The organism is Neisseria subflava (assembly GCF_003044935.1).
GTDB lineage: Bacteria > Pseudomonadota > Gammaproteobacteria > Burkholderiales > Neisseriaceae > Neisseria > Neisseria subflava_E.
On the sequence record NZ_POXP01000002.1, the window covers coordinates 383,564 to 400,771 of the forward strand.

The window sequence follows — 17,208 nt, forward strand, 5'->3', positions numbered from 1 at the left end:
AAATTATTGATTCGCCTTGCTGCCGCCTACGCCGTAAACGGCATTCCACGCCGCGTCCAACATCTGGCCGGCTTGTTGCAGCTTGGCATTTTGCTGCTCTTTCTGAGCCAAGGCCGTCTGAATTTCTCCTTTCAAACGGTCAATATCGGATTGCGCTGCCTGCAAACGGCGCTGCGCGCTTTCCAAATCACTTTGCAGGGAAATGATTTTGCTGTCGTTGCTGTTTTGCTCATGCAAAGCGGCACGGTAAACCGATTGGACGGACAGCAAACGGTCTTCCGCCTCACCGGCATACGCGGCGGCGGCAGATAGCATCATCAGGGTAAGTAAGGTTTTTTTCATGGGTTTTCCTTTAAAGTTGTTTGATTTGTAAAGTAAAGCGCAGAGCCGATTTTTCAGCCGCCAAGTTTACATAATATGCTTGTTGGTCTTTGTTCTTGATGGTTTATTTTATCCAATCCGGACATTCAGGCTGCCGATAAAAGTTAATTCAATCAACTGTTGTGACAGGCAGGCGGCTATTATTTTCTCATATTCTCCGCCTTATTCCATTATTTTCTGGTTTTATTAGAAAAGGCCGTCTGAAAAATTTTCAAACGGCCTTCCCTTTAATTACGTTTTAAGAACGACTTATCCCCTGTGCTTGTGACTGCTCATACTGTCTTTGCTGTTCTTCATACTCAAAACGCTGCGTCGCTTCCTGAACCTTTGCAAGGCTTTCTTCTATCGGAATATAGGCTGCTGTCTGCATATCCATAGATACTCGATTCAATACGGGATTACGCTCACCAATCAGATACTGTCCGTCTTTTACATTAAACAGCGTGACATCTGTCATTTTTTTGGAATAACCCAACGCAGTAAGAGCCATTGCGGAGTTTTGCAGTTTTGCTTCCTCAATCGGTATCCCATTTTTCTCATGGTATTCGGTTAGATGTCCTTTTACTGCATTGAAAAGATTTTGGGTTTCAGGAGCAAGGGATTGTAGTTTGGATACAAAAAAGGACTGTGAATATTGTAGTAGCTGTTCTTTCTCATTTTTAAATGATAATTTCATTTCCTCAGTAAAAACGCGATTATCATCCAAATTATTTATTGTCTCTCCTCTTTTTACTGCATCATAGATCCATTTTTCCAATGGATCTTTAGTTTCTCCTTTGATTATTGCTTGTTCCCATTTGAAATATTCCTTTTGTCCAACGGCGTTATTCCATTTATCCATGTTAACTTCTTTTCGCCAATCCTCCATACTCATGTTAGCAGGCTTTTTAGAAATATCTTCATGATCATCAAGTATTGCTTTAGCTTGATCACGTCCTATTACCTTGGATAATTCATGAAATTGATCCTGAGATACAGAGTAAGCAATACCAGAATCAGATATTAATATATCTTCAGCTACTTGTTGAATATTTTGAGTAATAACTGCACTTAAAAGAGCATGTCTATATGCATCATAGCTATTATTATGTGGGTCTATATCATCTTCCCCTGCAAAGCCACCATATTCATTAGCCTTTTTTACTGCATGCGACACAAAAGTACCAGCTACATACTCCTTAACAGTACTAGGACTAAAATAGTAATCACTCATTTTCACACTTCCCTAAATTAAAGTTAGAAAAATTTGAATTATTTGATATTTCTGCCTGTAAACAAATATTTTCATTTACAGGATAACAAACTTCGGGTTGTCTGTTCATAGGCCACGATTCAATGTAATAAACCTTCTCAAATTTTCCATTTTTTTTACCCCAAAATATTGTTTTATCTTCGGCCATTTTGTAAAAAAATAAATCTTGTCCTAATTTATTCTCAAAATCAGTTTCCAATACATAAGGTTTTTGAATACAAACTTCATCATACCCATTAAAAATCTCGATTAAAGGGATACTATTTTTTCCTTGAATTAATGGAAATAAGTTATTATTCCTATTAAAAAATCTAAAAAATAGACAAATAAACACTATTATTATAAATATGAGTATTAGAATAACTTTAAAAGAAATATTTTTCATAATCATACCATTATAAAAACATAATGATTATACGTCTGAAGACTAAATCTTGACAACCCAAAAGGCCGTCTGAAAAATTTTCAGACGGCCTTTTATCATTCATGCCTTACGAACGGATCCGTTTCAACACTTCTTCTTTGCCGATTAATGCCAATACGGCATCGACGCTTGGGGTTTTCGCCGTACCGCAGACAGCGAGGCGCAGGGGCATACCGAGTTTGCCCATTTTGATGCCTTCTTCGTCGCAGAAAGGTTTGAAGAGGTCGTGGATGGCTTCGGCGGTCCAGTCTTCCAGCCCTTCGAGGCGTTCGGCAAAGCGCAGCATACGGGCGGCGGCTTCGTCGTCCCAGTGTTTCTGCACGTCTGCTTCGGCAGGGGTTTGTTTGACATAGAAGTAGAGGCACTCGTCGGCAAGCGTGTTCAGGTCTTGGGCGCGGTCTTTGACCAATGCCAACACATCTTCCAAAGCAGGCTTGCTTGTTTCGTGGATATCGCGCAGGGCGAGGCGCGGTTTCACCATTTCGGCCAGTTTTTCGTTGGCGGTGATTTTGATGTGTTCGCCGTTGATCCAGTAGAGTTTCTTCAAATCCATGCGGCTTGGGGATGGGGAAACGTCTTTCAAATCAAACCATTCGATGAATTGTTCCATCGTGAAGAATTCGTCGTCGCCGTGCGCCCAGCCCAAGCGTGCCAGATAGTTGAGCATGGCTTCGGGCAGGATGCCCATTGCGCCAAAATCAGTGATGGCAACGGTATCGCCGCTGCGTTTGGAGATTTTTTTGCCTTGTTCGTTGAGAATCATGGGCAGGTGGCCGTATTCGGGGAGGGTGGCGCCAATGGCTTTTAAGATGTTGATTTGTTTCGGCGTGTTGTTCACATGGTCGTCACCGCGGATAACGTGGGTAACGCCCATGTCGTAGTCGTCCACCACGACGCAGAAGTTGTAGGTCGGTGTGCCGTCGGCGCGGGCGATAATCAGGTCGTCGAGCGCTTCGTTGGGGATGGAGATTTCGCCTTTGACCAAGTCCGTCCATTTGGTCACGCCGTCCAAAGGCGTTTTGAAACGGACAACAGGTTGCACGTCGGCAGGGATTTCGGGCAGAGTTTTGCCTTCTTCAGGGCGCCAGCGGCGGTCGTAAGTTGCCGTGCCTTCTTTTTCGGCTTTCTCGCGCATGGCTTCCAGCTCTTCTTTGCTGCAATAGCAGTAGTAGGCAGCGCCTTTTTCCAAGAGTTCGGCGATGACTTCTTTATAGCGGTCGAAACGGCGGGTTTGGTACACGATGTTGTCGGCGTTGTCGTAGTTCAGGCCGACCCATTTCATGCCGTCGAGGATGATGTTGACAGATTCGGCAGTAGAGCGCGCCAAGTCGGTGTCTTCGATACGCAATAGGAACTCGCCTTTATGATGGCGGGCAAACGCCCATGAAAACAAGGCGGTGCGTACGCCGCCGATGTGCAGGTAGCCGGTGGGGCTGGGGGCGAAACGGGTTTTGACGGTCATGATGGCTCCAAAGTCTTTGAAAACAGGTATTTTACTTTTTCGGCAAGGTTTAAACAATGTAAGGCCGTCTAAAAATAATGTCGGCGCAGAAGGACCGTCTGGGAACTTTTCTCCTGAAAACAAAACTAATGATAATCATTTCTTTGAAAGTATCCGCTCATGAACAAACGCGCTTTATTTACCGCCCTCGCCCTCCTGCCCCTTTTTGCCCAAGCCGAAATCAAAACTATCAAAGACGTATTGGGACGCGAAGTCAAAGTCGATGTCCCTGTCAAACGCGCGGTTTTGGCGTTTTACTATCCCGACTATATCGCGGTAACGGGCGCGGACAAATTTAAAAACGTCATCGGCATTTCGCGTGAGTTTTGGGAGAAATTCAATCCCGGCAGCTGGGTGATGTTCAAACAGAAGCTGCCTACGCTGCAAAACATTGCAGACATCGGCAACATCAGCACCGGCACGTTTTCACTGGAGAAAACGCTCGCGCTCAAGCCGGACGTATTGATTCTGGCCGACTGGCAGTATAAGGCCATCGCCACCCATCTGCCGCGCATTAAAGCGGCAGGCATACCCGTCGTCGTGGTCGATTTCAACGCCGAAACCGTCGCGCGGCACACGCGCAGTGCGGAAATTTTCGGCGAACTCAACGGTACGCAGGCGCGCGCCCAAAAAATTGCCGCCGAATACGCCCGAGGCATTGCCGACATCCAAAAACGCGTCGCGCGCGCCAAGCAGTCCAAACCGAAAATCTATATCGAGTTCGGCGACAAAGGCCCGTCCGAATACAGCTACACCTTCGGCAAAGATATGTGGGGCGCGATTGCCGACACAGCAGGCGGCAACAATATCGCCGCGCCTTACGTTAAAAACTGGGGACCGATAAACCCTGAAAAATTCCTGACGGCCAAACCCGACGTCATCGTCATTTCGGGGACGGAAAACGGCCATAAAGACAAGCCTGGCATTATGGCGATGGGCATAGGCATCAGCCAGGCCGATGCGCAACGCCGCCTGGCCGGATTTGTCAAACGCAAAGGCTGGGCAGACATTCCTGCCGTCAAAAACAAACGCGTTTACGGCATCTACCACACCGCCTCCCGCTCGCTCACCGATTTGGCCAGCGCGCAATTTATCGCCAAAACCCTGTATCCGCAGCAGTTTGCCGACATAGACCCAAACAAGACCTATCTGGACTTCTACCGCAAATACCTGCCCGTCGTGCCGGACGGTACGTTTTACATCCGATTGAAATAGCGGCTGCAAAAATCATAGGCTCAGGCCGTCTGAAGATTCAGACGGCCTGAACATGTTATGCCGATAAATATTTAATGAGTATAATTACCGTTCTTTCAACAAAATTACTGGGTACGTATGAACGGACAAAACCAAATCGACCGGCCTCAGGCTCCGGTCGTCAGCATCAGCGAATGGTTGGTTGGTAACCAGCTTGATTATGATGATTCCGCTGGTCAATCTGATCATGATGTTTGTGTGGGCATTCAGCTCAAACACCAATCCGAATAAAGCCAATTATTTCAAGGCTGCCTTGATTCTGTTTGCCATCGTAATGGCAATTTATCTGGTGCTGGCCGTAGTCTTTTTGGGCAGTATAGCTACAAATCAATATCAATAAGTAAGAATACATTTAGACCGTCTGAAACCTAAAAGGCTTCAGACGGCCTTTTGTATGGCTTGCCCAAGGCTCAACTGCTTATCCAATTCCAAACCGCATCGCTCCATTTGCCGATACGGTAGAGAAACAAAGAATAGCTCTCCTGCATCAGGAACTTGGCTTTCTTGCTGCGCTCATCAAAGCGCGTGGTCGGTGTGGCGGAGAACTGCGCATCTGACAAGCCCAAATCGGCGGCCATTTCTTCGGCGCGCGCCAAATGATACGGATCGCTGACAACGATAATGCTGCCGACTCCGTTGGCGTGCATGATGGGGACGATATTGCGCAGGTTTTCGTAAGTGTTGCGCGACGTGTTTTCAAATAGGATATTGTGCGCCGGTATGCCCTGCTTGAGCGCGTATCGGCGCCCCACTTCGGCTTCGGTCATAAATCCTTTTTTGGGCGTACCGCCGGTGAAAATGATTTTGCCGACCCGATGGCTTTGGTAGAGCGTGATGGCGTGGTTGATACGCTCACGGAACACCGGCGACGGGCGTTTGTCCCACGCCGCCGCACCTAACACCACCGCCGCATCGGCATGAACGTCCTTCGGCAAGGTTTGCAAACCTGTCCGGTAAATCTGCCATGTGCCGCTCAAAAAAATACCGCACACCAGCAAAACGCTCAAAGCAAGGCCGCGAAACAGGTAATATCGCAGACCATTGCGGCTTTTAAGCAGGGAAATCATCTTCAGACGGCCTTATCCAACCCCGTCAGCCGAGTAGGGCAGCAATGTTTTCCAACGGACGGCCGATGGCTGCGCGCGTAGGCGTTACCAAAACGGGACGCTCGAGCAGGGCGGGGTGTTCGGCGATTGCCTGAAGCAGGGCGGCATTGTCCAAATCGGGATTGTCCAAACCCAATTCTTTGTACAAGTCATCTTTCGTGCGCATCATACCGCGCACCGATTCGATACCGAGTTTGGCAAACATATCCTGCAAAGTCGCCAAATCGGGCGCGGTATCCAGATATTTGACCACGTCGGCGGCAACGCCTTTTTCTTCGAGCAAAGCCAGCGCGGCACGCGATTTGCTGCAACGCGGGTTGTGATAAAGTGTGAATTCAGACGGCATGAAAGTCTCCGTATTATTGCAAAATCATTCAATGATGGCGGTTATTATCGTCTGCAACTGATTTTTACTCAAACTTTTTACTTGATATCTTGATACGAATCGGTAGGCATGCCCACCAAACCGTTTTACAATAAACACAATTTCGATTGGCAACCTCAAGGATACAACCATGAAAGCCTTAACCGCCCTTCTACTGTCCGCCACCGTTTTTACCGCTGCACCGGCCTTTGCCGCCGACGAAACGGCAGGTTGGCAGGACAACAAACCGCAAAGTCTGGAATCGCTCAAAGCCCCCGTGCGCGTGGTCAACCTGTGGGCAACCTGGTGCGGCCCCTGCCGTAAAGAAATGCCCGCCATGTCCGCATGGTACAAAGCGCAGAAAAAAGGCAGCGTCGATATGGTCGGCATCGCGCTGGATACGACCGACAACATCGGCAAGTTCCTGAAACAAACGCCGGTTAGCTACCCGATTTGGCGTTACACCGGTGCCAACAGCCGCAACTTCATGAAAGCCCACGGCAACAACGTCGGCGTATTGCCCTTTACTGTCGTCGAAGCGCCGAAATGCGGCTACAAACAAACCATCACCGGCGAAGTCAACGAAAAAAGCCTGACCGCCGCCGTGAATTTGGCCAAAACCAAATGTAAATAAAACAGCGGATAGGGTGCTTAACCTACGCTGCTGATACCGAGGCCGTCTGAAACCCAACCGTTCAGACGGCCTTTTTTCAAACCATATTACTTTGTGTTGCAAACCGACAGTGTCTCCACAGGCAGAACCGGGGTTTCACTATCAAAAAGCAGCCGAAATATTTATAATCTGTGAATATCCCCATTTTTTCAGACGGCATGTTGCCCTATCGATGACGCCGGCCGTCTGAATCCCTATTTTCAGGAAAACCCATGATCCGTTTCGAACAAGTTTCCAAAACCTATCCCGGCGGTTTCGAAGCCCTGAAAAATGTCAGTTTCCAGATTAACAAAGGTGAGATGATTTTTATCGCCGGCCATTCGGGTTCGGGCAAATCCACCATTTTGAAGCTGATTTCAGGCATTACCAAGCCTACCAAAGGCAAGGTTTGGTTCAACAATCAAGACCTCGGCACCTTGAGCGACAATCAAATCGGCTTTATGCGCCAACATATCGGCATTGTCTTCCAAGACCACAAAATCCTCTACGACCGCAATGTCTTGCAAAACGTTATCCTGCCTTTGCGGATTAGCGGCTACCAGCCGCGCAAAGCTGAAGAGCGCGCGCGTATTGCGATTGAGAAAGTCGGCTTGAAAGGCCGCGAAAACGATATGCCCATCACTTTGTCCGGCGGCGAACAACAACGTTTGTGCATCGCGCGCGCAGTGGTTCACCAACCCAGCCTGCTGATTGCCGACGAGCCGTCCGCCAGTCTCGACCGCGCCTATGCGCTGGATATTATGGAATTGTTCAAAACCTTCCATGAAGCAGGCACAACCGTGATTGTTGCGGCGCACGATGAAACGCTGATGACGGATTACGGCCACCGCGTCTTGCGCCTGCAGAAAGGACGCCTCGCATGAGCATGATTCATTACATCTCGTTACACGTCGAATCGGCGCGCGCCGCGCTCAAAGAGCTTCTGCGCCAACCCATCGGCACGCTACTGACCCTGCTCATGCTTGCCGTTGCCATGACCTTGCCGCTGTTCATGTATTTGGGCATCCAAAGCGGACAAAGCGTATTGGGCAAACTCAACGAGTCGCCGCAAATTACGGTTTATATGGACACCGATGCGGCAGGTTCTGATGCCGATACGGTAAAAAACCTGCTCCAACGCGACAGCCGTATCGATAAAGTCCGCTTTATCAGCAAGCAGGAAGGTTTGGAAGAATTACAGACCAATCTCGACCAAAACCTCGTTTCCATGCTCGATGGCAACCCGTTGCCTGATGTCTTTATCGTTACGCCCGACCCTGCCACTTCTCCGGATCAGATGCAGGCCATCTATAAAGACATTACCAAACTGCCGCGCGTTGAATCTGCAACCATGGATACGGAATGGGTACAGACCCTTTATCGTATTAACGAATTTATCCGTAAGATTTTGTGGTTCCTCTCGCTGACTTTGGGCATGGCCTTTGTCTTGGTGGCACACAACACCATCCGCCTGCAAATCCTCAGCCGCAAAGAAGAGTTGGAAATCACCAAGCTGTTGGGGGCGCCCGCTTCCTTTATCCGCCGTCCTTTCCTTTATCAGGCAATGTGGCAGAGTATTTTCTCCGCCGCCGTCAGCTTGGGCTTGTCGGCCTGGCTGCTGGCCGAAGTACGGCCGCTGGTGGACGCGATTTTCAAACCCTACGGTCTGAACATCGGCTGGCGTTTCTTCACATTTAGCGAAGTGTCGCTGGTATTCGGCTTCGTCATCGCGCTGGGCGTATTCGGCGCATGGCTGGCCACCACGCAACACCTTTTGGGCTTCAAAGCCAAAAAATAAGCAAACAGGCCGTCTGAATGGTTCAGACGGCCTGAAATCTTATCCTTTCGCAACTTAAACAAACCTTGTGAAAATTTAATACTGCCAAATCTAACAGCAAGGGCATAATCCCTTATAATTGGTGGCTTATTATCCATCTCATTTCATTTGTGCGGCATAAACCGTGCAGACAAATAACGAAAGACATCCTGTGGACAAACTCAAAATCTCTGCCAACGGCCCCCTCAACGGCGAAATCATCGTATCCGGCGCAAAAAACGCCGCCCTGCCGCTGATGTGTGCCGGCCTGCTGACTTCCGGCACTTTACGCCTGAAAAACGTACCCATGCTCGCCGACGTCAAAACCACCCAAAAACTGCTGCAAGGCATGGGCGCACGTGTTTTGACCGACAACATCTCCGAATTTGAAATCAACGGTGGCACTGTCAACAACACCTGCGCACCTTACGAGCTGGTAAAAACCATGCGCGCATCCATCTTGGTTTTGGGCCCGACCCTCGCCCGCTTCGGTGAAGCCCAAGTCAGCCTGCCCGGCGGCTGCGCCATCGGTTCGCGCCCGGTTGACCAACACCTCAAAGGCCTCGAAACCATGGGTGCGGAAATCACCATCGAACACGGTTACGTCAAAGCCAAAGGCCGTCTGAAAGGCACGCGTGTCACCATGGACGTCGTGACCGTAGGCGGTACCGAAAACCTGCTGATGGCGGCCACGCTCGCCGAAGGCACCACCATCCTCGAAAACTGCGCCATTGAACCCGAAGTCGTCGATTTGGCCGAATGCCTCGTTAAAATGGGCGCAAAAATCAGCGGCATCGGTACAGCAACCATGACCATCGAAGGTGTAAAAGAGCTGCACGGCTGCGAACACAGCGTCGTTCCCGACCGTATCGAAGCCGGTACCTTCCTCTGCGCCGTCGCCATGACCGGCGGCAAAGTCGTCCTGCGCAATGCCGCCCCCAAAACCATGGAAGTCGTATTGGACAAACTGACCGAAGCCGGCGCCATCATCGAAGCAGGCGACAACTGGATTTCTATCGACATGCAGCAACGCCCCAAAGCCGTGGACATACGCACCGTCGTCCACCCAGGCTTCCCAACCGACATGCAGGCGCAGTTTATGGCCATGAACGCCATTGCCGAAGGCAGCAGCCGCGTGGTGGAAACCATTTTTGAAAACCGCTTCATGCACGTTCCCGAACTCAACCGCATGGGCGCAGACATCACCACCGAAGGCAACACCGCCTACATCAAAGGCGTAGAAAAACTCTCCGGTGCCGTCGTGATGGCAACCGACCTGCGCGCCTCCGCCAGCCTCGTCATGGCAGGTTTGGTCGCAGATGGCGAAACCATCGTCGAACGCATCTACCACCTTGACCGCGGCTATGAATACATCGAGAAAAAACTCGGCGGCGTAGGCGCAAAAATCGAACGCGTACGCGGTTAATCCCATACGCAGCCGATAAATAAAAGGCCGTCTGAAACACCGGCAATCGGGTTTCAGACGGCCTTTACGTATTGTTTTGCGGTATAATTCCCGACATCTTTATCCATTGTTTTTAAAAGCACAAACCATGACACGCAAAATCCTTGTCACTTCCGCACTGCCGTATGCCAACGGTACGCCCGTGATGCTTGCCGCTCAAAAACAAGATAAAACAGAGAGGAATCTATTGAAACAATATTTGAAAGTAACTTCATTGTTAAAAGAAAGGACTACTAAGACTGAGTAAGAACCAATCTGAAATCGAAGTATATTATAGTGCTTATTTAGTTAAATTTTTGATTATTAGGATAACAGCATGCTTGATTTAAAGAACTATCCGTACAAAGCTGTAATTACGCATTTTGTATTATTCAATGCAATATTGTCTTTTTTATTGGCAGCATCTATTTCAGTTTTATTAAATTTTGACTCCAGTAGTCGGCTTGCTTTACATGACTTTCTAATTAGCCTTGGAGAAAATTTTCTGTATTTGTTTTTTATTCCAACTATAATAACGGCTATATTTGTTTCAATATTTAAAATAAGAGATAATTCTATAGGTAGAAAAGTAGTATTCCTAATAACTTTTTTAATACCATCTATAATTATATGGATTACAACATGTGTATTCCAAAAAGAAGATGCCTGCTTTATTGGAATATCAATAATATATTTTTTATGCGGAATTCCAATTATAATCAACTCCATGTTTCAGATATATTGGCTGAAAAAAATATTTCGTGAAATTAACTAACTTTTATCTTAGGAGTAAAAAATGGAAAATCGTTATACATTAACGATTTATGTTGCAGCGCCTGGTACGCCTACTTTGAAGGGTGGAGAAAAAGATACGTCAACTGTAGGGCATGTATATTATTCAATAAGTGATGGAAATCGTCAGATGGGATGGGGGTTTGCTCCTACTAGTTCTTTCCCTATTTGGAAAGGAAAAGTCGTAAATAATGAGTTTAATATATATCAAAACCCTGTTCTTGAACGTACTATGGAAATTACAAAAAAGCAATATGATGCTTTAAAAGATTTTGGATTACACCCTGATAAACATGGATTTAATTCTTCATTTTATAATGCTTTTAGTAATAGCTGTGTAGATTTTCTCTATACTGCTTTAAAAGAAGGGGATATTTACCATAAACAAGTTTATGGTAATGATATTACTGGGCTGGTTGACCATGAAGGTGCTATTCGCGTTCCTCGAAATATTAAAGAGTTAAAAGATATTTCTAATCCTATTCCTCACAGCCCATTGAATAAAACAATCGAACGACCTTTACCGAAGCAAAGTTGGAGCCAAAAAAATATTCTAAGTAAAACTGATGATATTTTGCCTTCTATAAAAAACATTGAAGATGTACCTCAATACACGCAGGCAGCTTCTTCATCCAAACCGCAATTCCTTTCCCCCGAAGCCCAAAAGATCTTCAATACTGCAATGGTGCACCTAACGACATATCATAAGACAAACAATCTGTCTATTAATGAGGAAAAACTGCAAAATTCCGCGATGGCACTTACCGCCTTGGCTCAGTCAAAAAATATAACTGATCTTACTTTATTTAGTGTAAAAAACGACCAGTATCTAATCGGAAACCGAAATCCTACATTAAATCTTGCTTCTATGGATATAGGACTATCTGCATCTATTCCCGCGGAAAAGAGCTTTAATCAAATCCAGCAAACGGCACAACTCTCTGAATATGAAGAGCAACAAAAACAATTGGCACAATCTCAATCGCGTGGAATGAGTATTGGGTAACAAAACCTTTCTAGAACATCTCAAAAGGCCGTCTGAAACACCAGCAATCAGGTTTCAGACGGCCTTTGCGTATTGTTTTGCGGTATAATTCCCGACATCTTTATCCATTGTTTTTAAAAGCACAAACCATGACACGCAAAATCCTTGTCACTTCCGCGCTGCCATATGCCAACGGCAGCATCCACCTCGGCCACATGGTCGAACACATCCAAACCGATGTTTGGGTACGCTTCCAAAAACTGCGCGGCCACGAATGCTACTACTGCTGCGCCGACGACACCCACGGCACGCCCGTAATGCTTGCCGCGCAAAAACAAGGCATTGCGCCTGAAGACATGATTGCCAAAGTGCGCGAAGAGCACCTCGCCGACTTTACCGGTTTCAACATCGGTTACGACAATTATTACAGCACCCACTCCCCTGAAAACAAACAGTTTTCCCAAGATATTTACCGCGCACTGAAAGCCAACGGCAAAATCGAAAGCCGCGTCATCGAGCAGCTTTTCGACCCTGAAAAACAAATGTTCCTGCCCGACCGCTTCGTCAAAGGCGAATGCCCCAAATGCCACGCCCAAGACCAATACGGCGACAACTGCGAAGTCTGCGGCACCACCTATTCCCCGACCGAACTGATTAACCCGTATTCCGCCGTTTCCGGTGCCAAACCCGAATTGCGCGAATCCGAACACTTCTTCTTCAAACTGGGCGAATGCGCCGACTTCCTCAAAGCATGGACTTCCGGCAACAATCCGCACGACGGCAAGCCCCATCTGCAACCAGAAGCCCTCAACAAAATGAAAGAATGGCTGGGCGAAGGCGAAGAAACCACGCTGTCCGACTGGGACATCTCCCGCGACGCGCCGTATTTCGGTTTTGAAATCCCCGACGCGCCGGGCAAATACTTCTACGTCTGGCTGGACGCGCCCGTCGGCTACATGGCGTCGTTTAAAAACCTGTGCGACCGAATCGGCATCGATTTTGACGAATACTTCAAAGCCGACAGCCAAACCGAGATGTACCACTTCATCGGCAAAGATATTCTCTATTTCCACGCCCTGTTCTGGCCCGCCATGCTGCATTTCTCCGGCCACCGCGCCCCGACCGGCGTGTACGCACACGGCTTTTTGACCGTGGACGGACAAAAAATGTCCAAATCGCGCGGCACCTTCATCACCGCCAAATCCTATCTGGAACAAGGCCTGAACCCCGAGTGGATGCGCTACTACATCGCCGCCAAACTCAACAGCAAAATCGAAGACATCGATTTGAACCTGCAAGACTTTATCAGCCGCGTCAACAGCGACCTCGTCGGCAAATACGTCAACATCGCCGCCCGCGCCTCAGGTTTCATCGCCAAACGCTTTGAAGGCCGTCTGAAAGACGTTGCCGACAGCGCATTGCTGGCAAAACTGACTGCGCAAAGCGAAGCCATTGCCGAATGCTACGAAAGCCGCGAATACGCCAAAGCCTTGCGCGACATCATGGCCTTGGCAGACATTGTCAACGAATACGTTGATGCCAACAAACCTTGGGAACTGGCGAAACAAGAAGGCCAAGACGCACGCCTGCACGAAGTATGCAGTGAGCTCATCAACGCCTTTACCATGTTGACCGCCTACCTCGCCCCCGTATTGCCGAAAGTGGCCGAAAACGCCGCCAAATTCCTGAATTTGGAAGCCATCACTTGGGCAAACACACGCGAAACCTTGGGCGAACACGCCATCAACAAATACGAACACCTCATGCAACGAGTGGAGCAAAAACAAGTGGATGATTTAATCGAAGCCAACAAACAAAGCATCGCCGCTGCAGCCGCGCCTGCCGCCAAAGAGAGCAAATACGAAAAAGTCGCCGAACAGGCCAGCTTTGACGACTTTATGAAAATCGACATGCGCGTCGCCAAAGTATTGAACTGCGAAGCCGTCGAAGGCAGCACCAAACTTTTGAAATTCGAGCTCGATTTCGGTTTTGAAAAACGCATCATCTTCTCCGGCATCGCCGCGTCTTACCCAAATCCTGCCGAATTGAACGGCCGCATGGTCATCGCCGTCGCCAACTTCGCCCCGCGCAAAATGGCAAAATTCGGCGTATCCGAAGGCATGATCCTCTCCGCCGCCACGGCAGAAGGCAAACTGAAGCTCCTCGACGTTGACGCAGGCGCACAGCCCGGGGATAAAGTAGGCTAAGTATCAAATCTTAAGGAGAAACCATGTTAAACCTTTCCGCACCGGTACTTAAAGAAATTGAGTTGCTTCATGATGCAGGCTTATCAGTTGGCGCTATTGTTGCAGTGTTGCGTCTGAAGTTTCCGGTAGAACTCCATGATCGGGAGGACAAACAAATTGAAGAAGCCGTTCTTCTCATGATCAATCCGCCGCGAAAAGCACCGTCTCTTTCCCGCTAAGGTAGCGATACCGGTTGAATGGTAAATTTGGTTATGCTTCAACAAAAGGCCGTCTGAAATTTTCAGACGGCCTTTTTATTTATCCAAATGCTTATTCCCATTCAAACTTTATCTCAATAATTCATCGGTAACGCGTTGCAGAAACTCGATACGCTCGGGTTTGGCTTCACCTGATTCGGCAGCGGCTTTGACGGCGCAGCCAGGTTCGGCGCGGTGGGTACAGTTGTGGAAACGGCACTGGCCGATAAGGTGGCGCAGGTCGGGGAAGTATTGCAGTAAATCGGCGGCTTGGAGATGGTGCAGGCCGAATTCTTGCAGGCCGGGGGAATCGATGAGTCGGGTTTCTGCATTTAAATCGTATAGTTGGGCGTGGGTGGTGGTGTGTTTACCGGAGTCGAGCGCGGTGGAAATGTCGCCGGTTCGGGCGGCTTGGTTGCCGAGTAGGGCGTTGGTCAAGGTGGACTTGCCCATGCCGCTTTGTCCGAGCAGGATGTTGGTTTGCCCTTCTAATATGGGACGCAGGATGTCGGCGTTTTCCAATGCGTTGGTTTCGACCACGGAGTAGCCGAGGGTTTCGTAGAATTTGAGTTTCTCGCGCCATTGGGCGGTTTCGGGGAGGTCGGCTTTGTTGAGGACGATGACGGTGTTAATGCCGGCCGCTTCGGCTGCGAGGAGGGCACGTTGCAACAGGGCTTCGCTGGGTGAGGGGCTGGCGGCGGTTACGATGAGGAGTTGGGTAACGTTGGCGGCAATCAGTTTGGTTTTCCACGCGTCTTGGCGGTAGAGCAGGCTTTCGCGCGGGAGGTAGTCTTCAATCACGACTTGTTCGCCGTTGATGGGGCTGATGCGGACTTGGTCGCCACAGGCGAAATCGACGCGTTTTTTGCGGGTGGTGGCGTCATATGTTTGGCCGTCGGGGGTGCGGACGATATAGCGGCGGCCATAGCTGGTAATGATTTGGGCGGTATCGGTCATGATGGGGTTTATTGTTTAGAATGGTGTGATTGTACCGAAAGTCGGCTATGGCCGTCTGAAAACTTGTTTGCACCTTTTAACTTTCTTTGGCTTGGTTTTTTGGTGTTTCTGCCCTATATTTGCAATGTATTTGTTTTCAGGAGATTTTTTATGGATTTCAGTCAGTTGCTCAATCAGGTTTTGGGTGCGGCTCAAAAAGGCGGCAAAGCGGTGGCGGACAGTCCGCTCAATTCTTTCGGCGGCGGCGCGCTGACGGGTGCTTTGGCATCGATGCTGTTGAAAAAGAAAAACACGAAGAAGCTGGTCAAGGCCGGCTCGGTCGCTGCTTTGGGTTTCCTGGCTTATAAAGGCTATCAAAACTGGAAACAAAACCGCCAGCAGGACGAATTACCGCAAAGTGCTTTCCAACCTGCCGGTCTGATTGGTGAAAACCACAGCCGTGTGATTTTGCAAACGATGATTGCGGCGGCGGCTTCAGACGGCCTGATTGATGATGCGGAACGCGCGGCGATTGAGCGCGAAAGCGGCAGTGATGCGGAAACGGCGGCATGGTTGCAGGCGGAATATGCGCAACCGGCCTCTATCGAGCAAATTGCCGCTTCTGTCGGCAGCGACGAGGCTTTGGCAGCCGAAACTTATCTGGCTGCCAGATTGGTCTGCGCGGACTTGTCGCGCAAGGAAATCGTGTTCCTGAGCCGTTTGTCCCAAGCTTTGAATTTGGACGACCAACTGGTCGAAAGCTTGGAAAAACAGCTCGAATTGGCTTAAGCTTGATTTAAAAGGCCGTCTGAAACCTGATTTCAGACGGCCTTTCGACTTAATTTCAGAGTAAAATAACCCTTTCGACATATTAAAGGCTGTCTGAACATGAATAAACTTTTTTCCACATTCAAAACGTTTTTAGCCGCTTCGTCCGTTTTGGTATTGGCTGCCTGTCCGAGCGGCAACGCGCCGCAATCCAAACCTTCTACGCAGGGTCAAAATACGGTTTCGCATACTGCACCCAAACCGAAAGCCACGGTTGCACTGGCTTTGGGTGGCGGCGCGTCCAAAGGCTTTGCCCATATCGGGATTATTAAGGTTTTGAAAGAAAACAATATTCCGGTCAAAATTGTTACCGGTACATCCGCAGGCTCGATTGTCGGCAGTATGTACGCTTCGGGAATGTCGCCCGACCGCCTCGAATTGGAAGCGGAAATTTTGGGTAAAACCGATTTGGTGGATTTGACCTTGTCCACCAGCGGCTTCATCAAAGGCGAAAAACTGCAAAACTACATCAACCGCAAAGTCGGCAACCGCCCGATGCAGCAGTTCCCCATCAAATTTGCCGCCGTTGCGACCGATTTTGAAAGCGGCAAACCAGTGGTGTTCAACGTAGGCAATGCCGGACAGGCCGTCCGCGCTTCCGCGTCGATTCCGAACGTATTCCAGCCTGTCGTCATCGGCAACCGCAAATATGTAGACGGCGGCCTGTCGCAGCCCGTACCGGTCAGCGCGGCGAAAAAAATGGGCGCAAACTTCATCATTGCCGTCGATATTTCCGCCCGTCCGGCCAAAAATGTCAGCCAAGGCATGTTCTCCTATCTTGACCAAACCTTCAACGTGATGAGCCAAACTGCGTTGCGCCAAGAATTGGGACAAGCCAATGTGGTCATCAAACCGCAGGTTTTGGAGCTGGGTTCGGTTGGCGGTTTTGACCAAAAACAACGCGCCATCCAATTGGGCGAACAGGCCGCACGCGCCGCGCTGCCTGAAATCAAACGCAAACTGGCGGCATATCAGTATTAATCATCCGCCGTTTGAACAGGCCGTCTGAAAGTATGTTTTTCAGACGGCC

The 17,208-nt window shown here is 48.9% G+C and carries 19 protein-coding genes and 1 pseudogene; 12 read left to right on the forward strand and 8 right to left on the reverse strand.

Annotated features, from left to right (window positions below; genetic code table 11):
• Positions 1-3: 3 nt before the first annotated feature.
• The 4 genes from DBY95_RS07435 to gltX all read right to left on the reverse strand — a co-directional run bounded on the left by DBY95_RS07435 (position 4) and on the right by gltX (position 3,519).
• Positions 4-342, reverse strand: a complete 339-nt coding sequence (locus DBY95_RS07435; RefSeq protein WP_107723900.1) for a hypothetical protein — start codon at positions 340-342, stop codon at positions 4-6.
• 277 nt (positions 343-619) lie between these two features.
• Positions 620-1,594 carry a hypothetical protein gene (locus DBY95_RS07440; RefSeq protein ID WP_107723901.1) on the reverse strand — a complete coding sequence of 325 codons (975 nt, stop codon included), beginning with the start codon at positions 1,592-1,594 and terminating at the stop codon, positions 620-622.
• Positions 1,587-2,018 carry a hypothetical protein gene (locus tag DBY95_RS10695; protein WP_234394602.1) on the reverse strand — a complete coding sequence of 144 codons (432 nt, stop codon included), beginning with the start codon at positions 2,016-2,018 and terminating at the stop codon, positions 1,587-1,589. The genes DBY95_RS07440 and DBY95_RS10695 overlap by 8 nt, the downstream gene beginning before the upstream one ends.
• Before the next feature lie 106 nt (positions 2,019-2,124).
• Complete coding sequence (gene gltX, locus DBY95_RS07450) at positions 2,125-3,519, reverse strand: glutamate--tRNA ligase (protein ID WP_107723902.1); 1,395 nt, start codon at positions 3,517-3,519, stop codon at positions 2,125-2,127.
• A gap of 159 nt (positions 3,520-3,678) precedes the next feature.
• Between gltX and DBY95_RS07455 the strand changes: the two genes are divergently transcribed.
• Together DBY95_RS07455 and DBY95_RS10700 are read left to right on the forward strand one after the other, a co-directional pair.
• A complete protein-coding gene (locus DBY95_RS07455; RefSeq protein ID WP_107723903.1) occupies positions 3,679-4,773 on the forward strand; it encodes an ABC transporter substrate-binding protein in 1,095 nt (364 codons plus the stop codon).
• 117 nt (positions 4,774-4,890) lie between these two features.
• A complete protein-coding gene (locus DBY95_RS10700) occupies positions 4,891-5,043 on the forward strand; it encodes a hypothetical protein (RefSeq protein WP_234394603.1) in 153 nt (50 codons plus the stop codon).
• A gap of 179 nt (positions 5,044-5,222) precedes the next feature.
• Here DBY95_RS10700 and DBY95_RS07465 read toward each other — a convergent pair whose 3' ends face one another.
• Together DBY95_RS07465 and arsC are read right to left on the reverse strand one after the other, a co-directional pair.
• Positions 5,223-5,879, reverse strand: a complete 657-nt coding sequence (locus tag DBY95_RS07465) for a YdcF family protein (RefSeq protein ID WP_070606488.1) — start codon at positions 5,877-5,879, stop codon at positions 5,223-5,225.
• A 25-nt stretch (positions 5,880-5,904) separates the two neighbouring features.
• Positions 5,905-6,264: an arsenate reductase (glutaredoxin) gene (arsC, locus tag DBY95_RS07470; protein ID WP_004519164.1), complete on the reverse strand. Its 360-nt coding sequence runs from the start codon at positions 6,262-6,264 to the stop codon at positions 5,905-5,907.
• 169 nt (positions 6,265-6,433) lie between these two features.
• Here arsC and DBY95_RS07475 point away from each other — a divergent pair, with 169 nt between their 5' ends.
• From DBY95_RS07475 to DBY95_RS10580, 5 genes are all read left to right on the forward strand, one after another.
• Entirely contained in the window at positions 6,434-6,916 is a 483-nt protein-coding gene (locus DBY95_RS07475) for a TlpA disulfide reductase family protein (RefSeq protein ID WP_049349226.1), read from the forward strand.
• Between the two features lie 251 nt (positions 6,917-7,167).
• A complete protein-coding gene (gene ftsE / locus DBY95_RS07480) occupies positions 7,168-7,818 on the forward strand; it encodes a cell division ATP-binding protein FtsE (RefSeq protein WP_107723904.1) in 651 nt (216 codons plus the stop codon).
• Entirely contained in the window at positions 7,815-8,732 is a 918-nt protein-coding gene (ftsX, locus tag DBY95_RS07485) for a permease-like cell division protein FtsX (protein ID WP_063076502.1), read from the forward strand. Before ftsE ends, ftsX begins: the two co-directional genes overlap by 4 nt.
• A gap of 190 nt (positions 8,733-8,922) precedes the next feature.
• The gene (murA, locus tag DBY95_RS07490) at positions 8,923-10,176 is read left to right on the forward strand and encodes a UDP-N-acetylglucosamine 1-carboxyvinyltransferase (RefSeq protein WP_049333045.1); all 1,254 of its coding nucleotides are present in this window, start codon (positions 8,923-8,925) and stop codon (positions 10,174-10,176) included.
• A gap of 127 nt (positions 10,177-10,303) precedes the next feature.
• Positions 10,304-10,462: a hypothetical protein gene (locus tag DBY95_RS10580; protein ID WP_159068473.1), complete on the forward strand. Its 159-nt coding sequence runs from the start codon at positions 10,304-10,306 to the stop codon at positions 10,460-10,462.
• An 86-nt stretch (positions 10,463-10,548) separates the two neighbouring features.
• On the opposite strand, the gene DBY95_RS07495 is transcribed toward DBY95_RS10580, so the two are convergent.
• Positions 10,549-10,923, reverse strand: a complete 375-nt coding sequence (locus DBY95_RS07495) for a hypothetical protein (RefSeq protein ID WP_107723905.1) — start codon at positions 10,921-10,923, stop codon at positions 10,549-10,551.
• A 658-nt stretch (positions 10,924-11,581) separates the two neighbouring features.
• Between DBY95_RS07495 and DBY95_RS10785 the strand changes: the two are divergent.
• The 3 genes and pseudogenes from DBY95_RS10785 to DBY95_RS07510 form a co-directional block, all read left to right on the forward strand.
• Positions 11,582-11,992 (forward strand): annotated as a pseudogene (locus tag DBY95_RS10785) (hypothetical protein); the annotation flags it as partial.
• A gap of 128 nt (positions 11,993-12,120) precedes the next feature.
• Positions 12,121-14,178 (forward strand): methionine--tRNA ligase, encoded by a 2,058-nt coding sequence (metG, locus tag DBY95_RS07505; RefSeq protein WP_107723906.1) that lies wholly within the window; start codon positions 12,121-12,123, stop codon positions 14,176-14,178.
• 23 nt (positions 14,179-14,201) lie between these two features.
• Complete coding sequence (locus DBY95_RS07510) at positions 14,202-14,396, forward strand: virulence regulator (protein ID WP_107723907.1); 195 nt, start codon at positions 14,202-14,204, stop codon at positions 14,394-14,396.
• A gap of 108 nt (positions 14,397-14,504) precedes the next feature.
• Here the strand turns inward: DBY95_RS07510 and rsgA are convergent, their stop codons facing one another.
• The gene (gene rsgA / locus DBY95_RS07515) at positions 14,505-15,371 is read right to left on the reverse strand and encodes a ribosome small subunit-dependent GTPase A (protein WP_070584458.1); all 867 of its coding nucleotides are present in this window, start codon (positions 15,369-15,371) and stop codon (positions 14,505-14,507) included.
• A 150-nt stretch (positions 15,372-15,521) separates the two neighbouring features.
• Between rsgA and DBY95_RS07520 the strand changes: the two genes are divergently transcribed.
• On the forward strand, positions 15,522-16,139 hold the full coding sequence (locus DBY95_RS07520; RefSeq protein WP_049349212.1) for a tellurite resistance TerB family protein: 618 nt from the start codon (positions 15,522-15,524) through the stop codon (positions 16,137-16,139).
• A gap of 99 nt (positions 16,140-16,238) precedes the next feature.
• Entirely contained in the window at positions 16,239-17,159 is a 921-nt protein-coding gene (locus DBY95_RS07525; RefSeq protein WP_107723908.1) for a patatin-like phospholipase family protein, read from the forward strand.
• Positions 17,160-17,208: the final 49 nt, after the last annotated feature.

Excerpts from the sequence above, each read along its gene's own strand:
- DBY95_RS07435 (WP_107723900.1), bottom strand. The coding sequence starts at position 342 with ATGAAAAAAACCTTACTTACCCTGATGATGCTATCTGCCGCCGCCGCG.
- DBY95_RS07440 (WP_107723901.1), bottom strand. The coding sequence starts at position 1,594 with ATGAGTGATTACTATTTTAGTCCTAGTACTGTTAAGGAGTATGTAGCT.
- DBY95_RS10695 (WP_234394602.1), bottom strand. The coding sequence starts at position 2,018 with ATGAAAAATATTTCTTTTAAAGTTATTCTAATACTCATATTTATAATA.
- gltX (WP_107723902.1), bottom strand. The coding sequence starts at position 3,519 with ATGACCGTCAAAACCCGTTTCGCCCCCAGCCCCACCGGCTACCTGCAC.
- DBY95_RS07455 (WP_107723903.1), top strand. The coding sequence starts at position 3,679 with ATGAACAAACGCGCTTTATTTACCGCCCTCGCCCTCCTGCCCCTTTTT.
- DBY95_RS10700 (WP_234394603.1), top strand. The coding sequence starts at position 4,891 with ATGAACGGACAAAACCAAATCGACCGGCCTCAGGCTCCGGTCGTCAGC.
- DBY95_RS07465 (WP_070606488.1), bottom strand. The coding sequence starts at position 5,879 with ATGATTTCCCTGCTTAAAAGCCGCAATGGTCTGCGATATTACCTGTTT.
- arsC (WP_004519164.1), bottom strand. The coding sequence starts at position 6,264 with ATGCCGTCTGAATTCACACTTTATCACAACCCGCGTTGCAGCAAATCG.
- DBY95_RS07475 (WP_049349226.1), top strand. The coding sequence starts at position 6,434 with ATGAAAGCCTTAACCGCCCTTCTACTGTCCGCCACCGTTTTTACCGCT.
- ftsE (WP_107723904.1), top strand. The coding sequence starts at position 7,168 with ATGATCCGTTTCGAACAAGTTTCCAAAACCTATCCCGGCGGTTTCGAA.
- ftsX (WP_063076502.1), top strand. The coding sequence starts at position 7,815 with ATGAGCATGATTCATTACATCTCGTTACACGTCGAATCGGCGCGCGCC.
- DBY95_RS10580 (WP_159068473.1), top strand. The coding sequence starts at position 10,304 with ATGACACGCAAAATCCTTGTCACTTCCGCACTGCCGTATGCCAACGGT.
- DBY95_RS07495 (WP_107723905.1), bottom strand. The coding sequence starts at position 10,923 with ATGGAGTTGATTATAATTGGAATTCCGCATAAAAAATATATTATTGAT.
- metG (WP_107723906.1), top strand. The coding sequence starts at position 12,121 with ATGACACGCAAAATCCTTGTCACTTCCGCGCTGCCATATGCCAACGGC.
- DBY95_RS07510 (WP_107723907.1), top strand. The coding sequence starts at position 14,202 with ATGTTAAACCTTTCCGCACCGGTACTTAAAGAAATTGAGTTGCTTCAT.
- rsgA (WP_070584458.1), bottom strand. The coding sequence starts at position 15,371 with ATGACCGATACCGCCCAAATCATTACCAGCTATGGCCGCCGCTATATC.
- DBY95_RS07520 (WP_049349212.1), top strand. The coding sequence starts at position 15,522 with ATGGATTTCAGTCAGTTGCTCAATCAGGTTTTGGGTGCGGCTCAAAAA.
- DBY95_RS07525 (WP_107723908.1), top strand. The coding sequence starts at position 16,239 with ATGAATAAACTTTTTTCCACATTCAAAACGTTTTTAGCCGCTTCGTCC.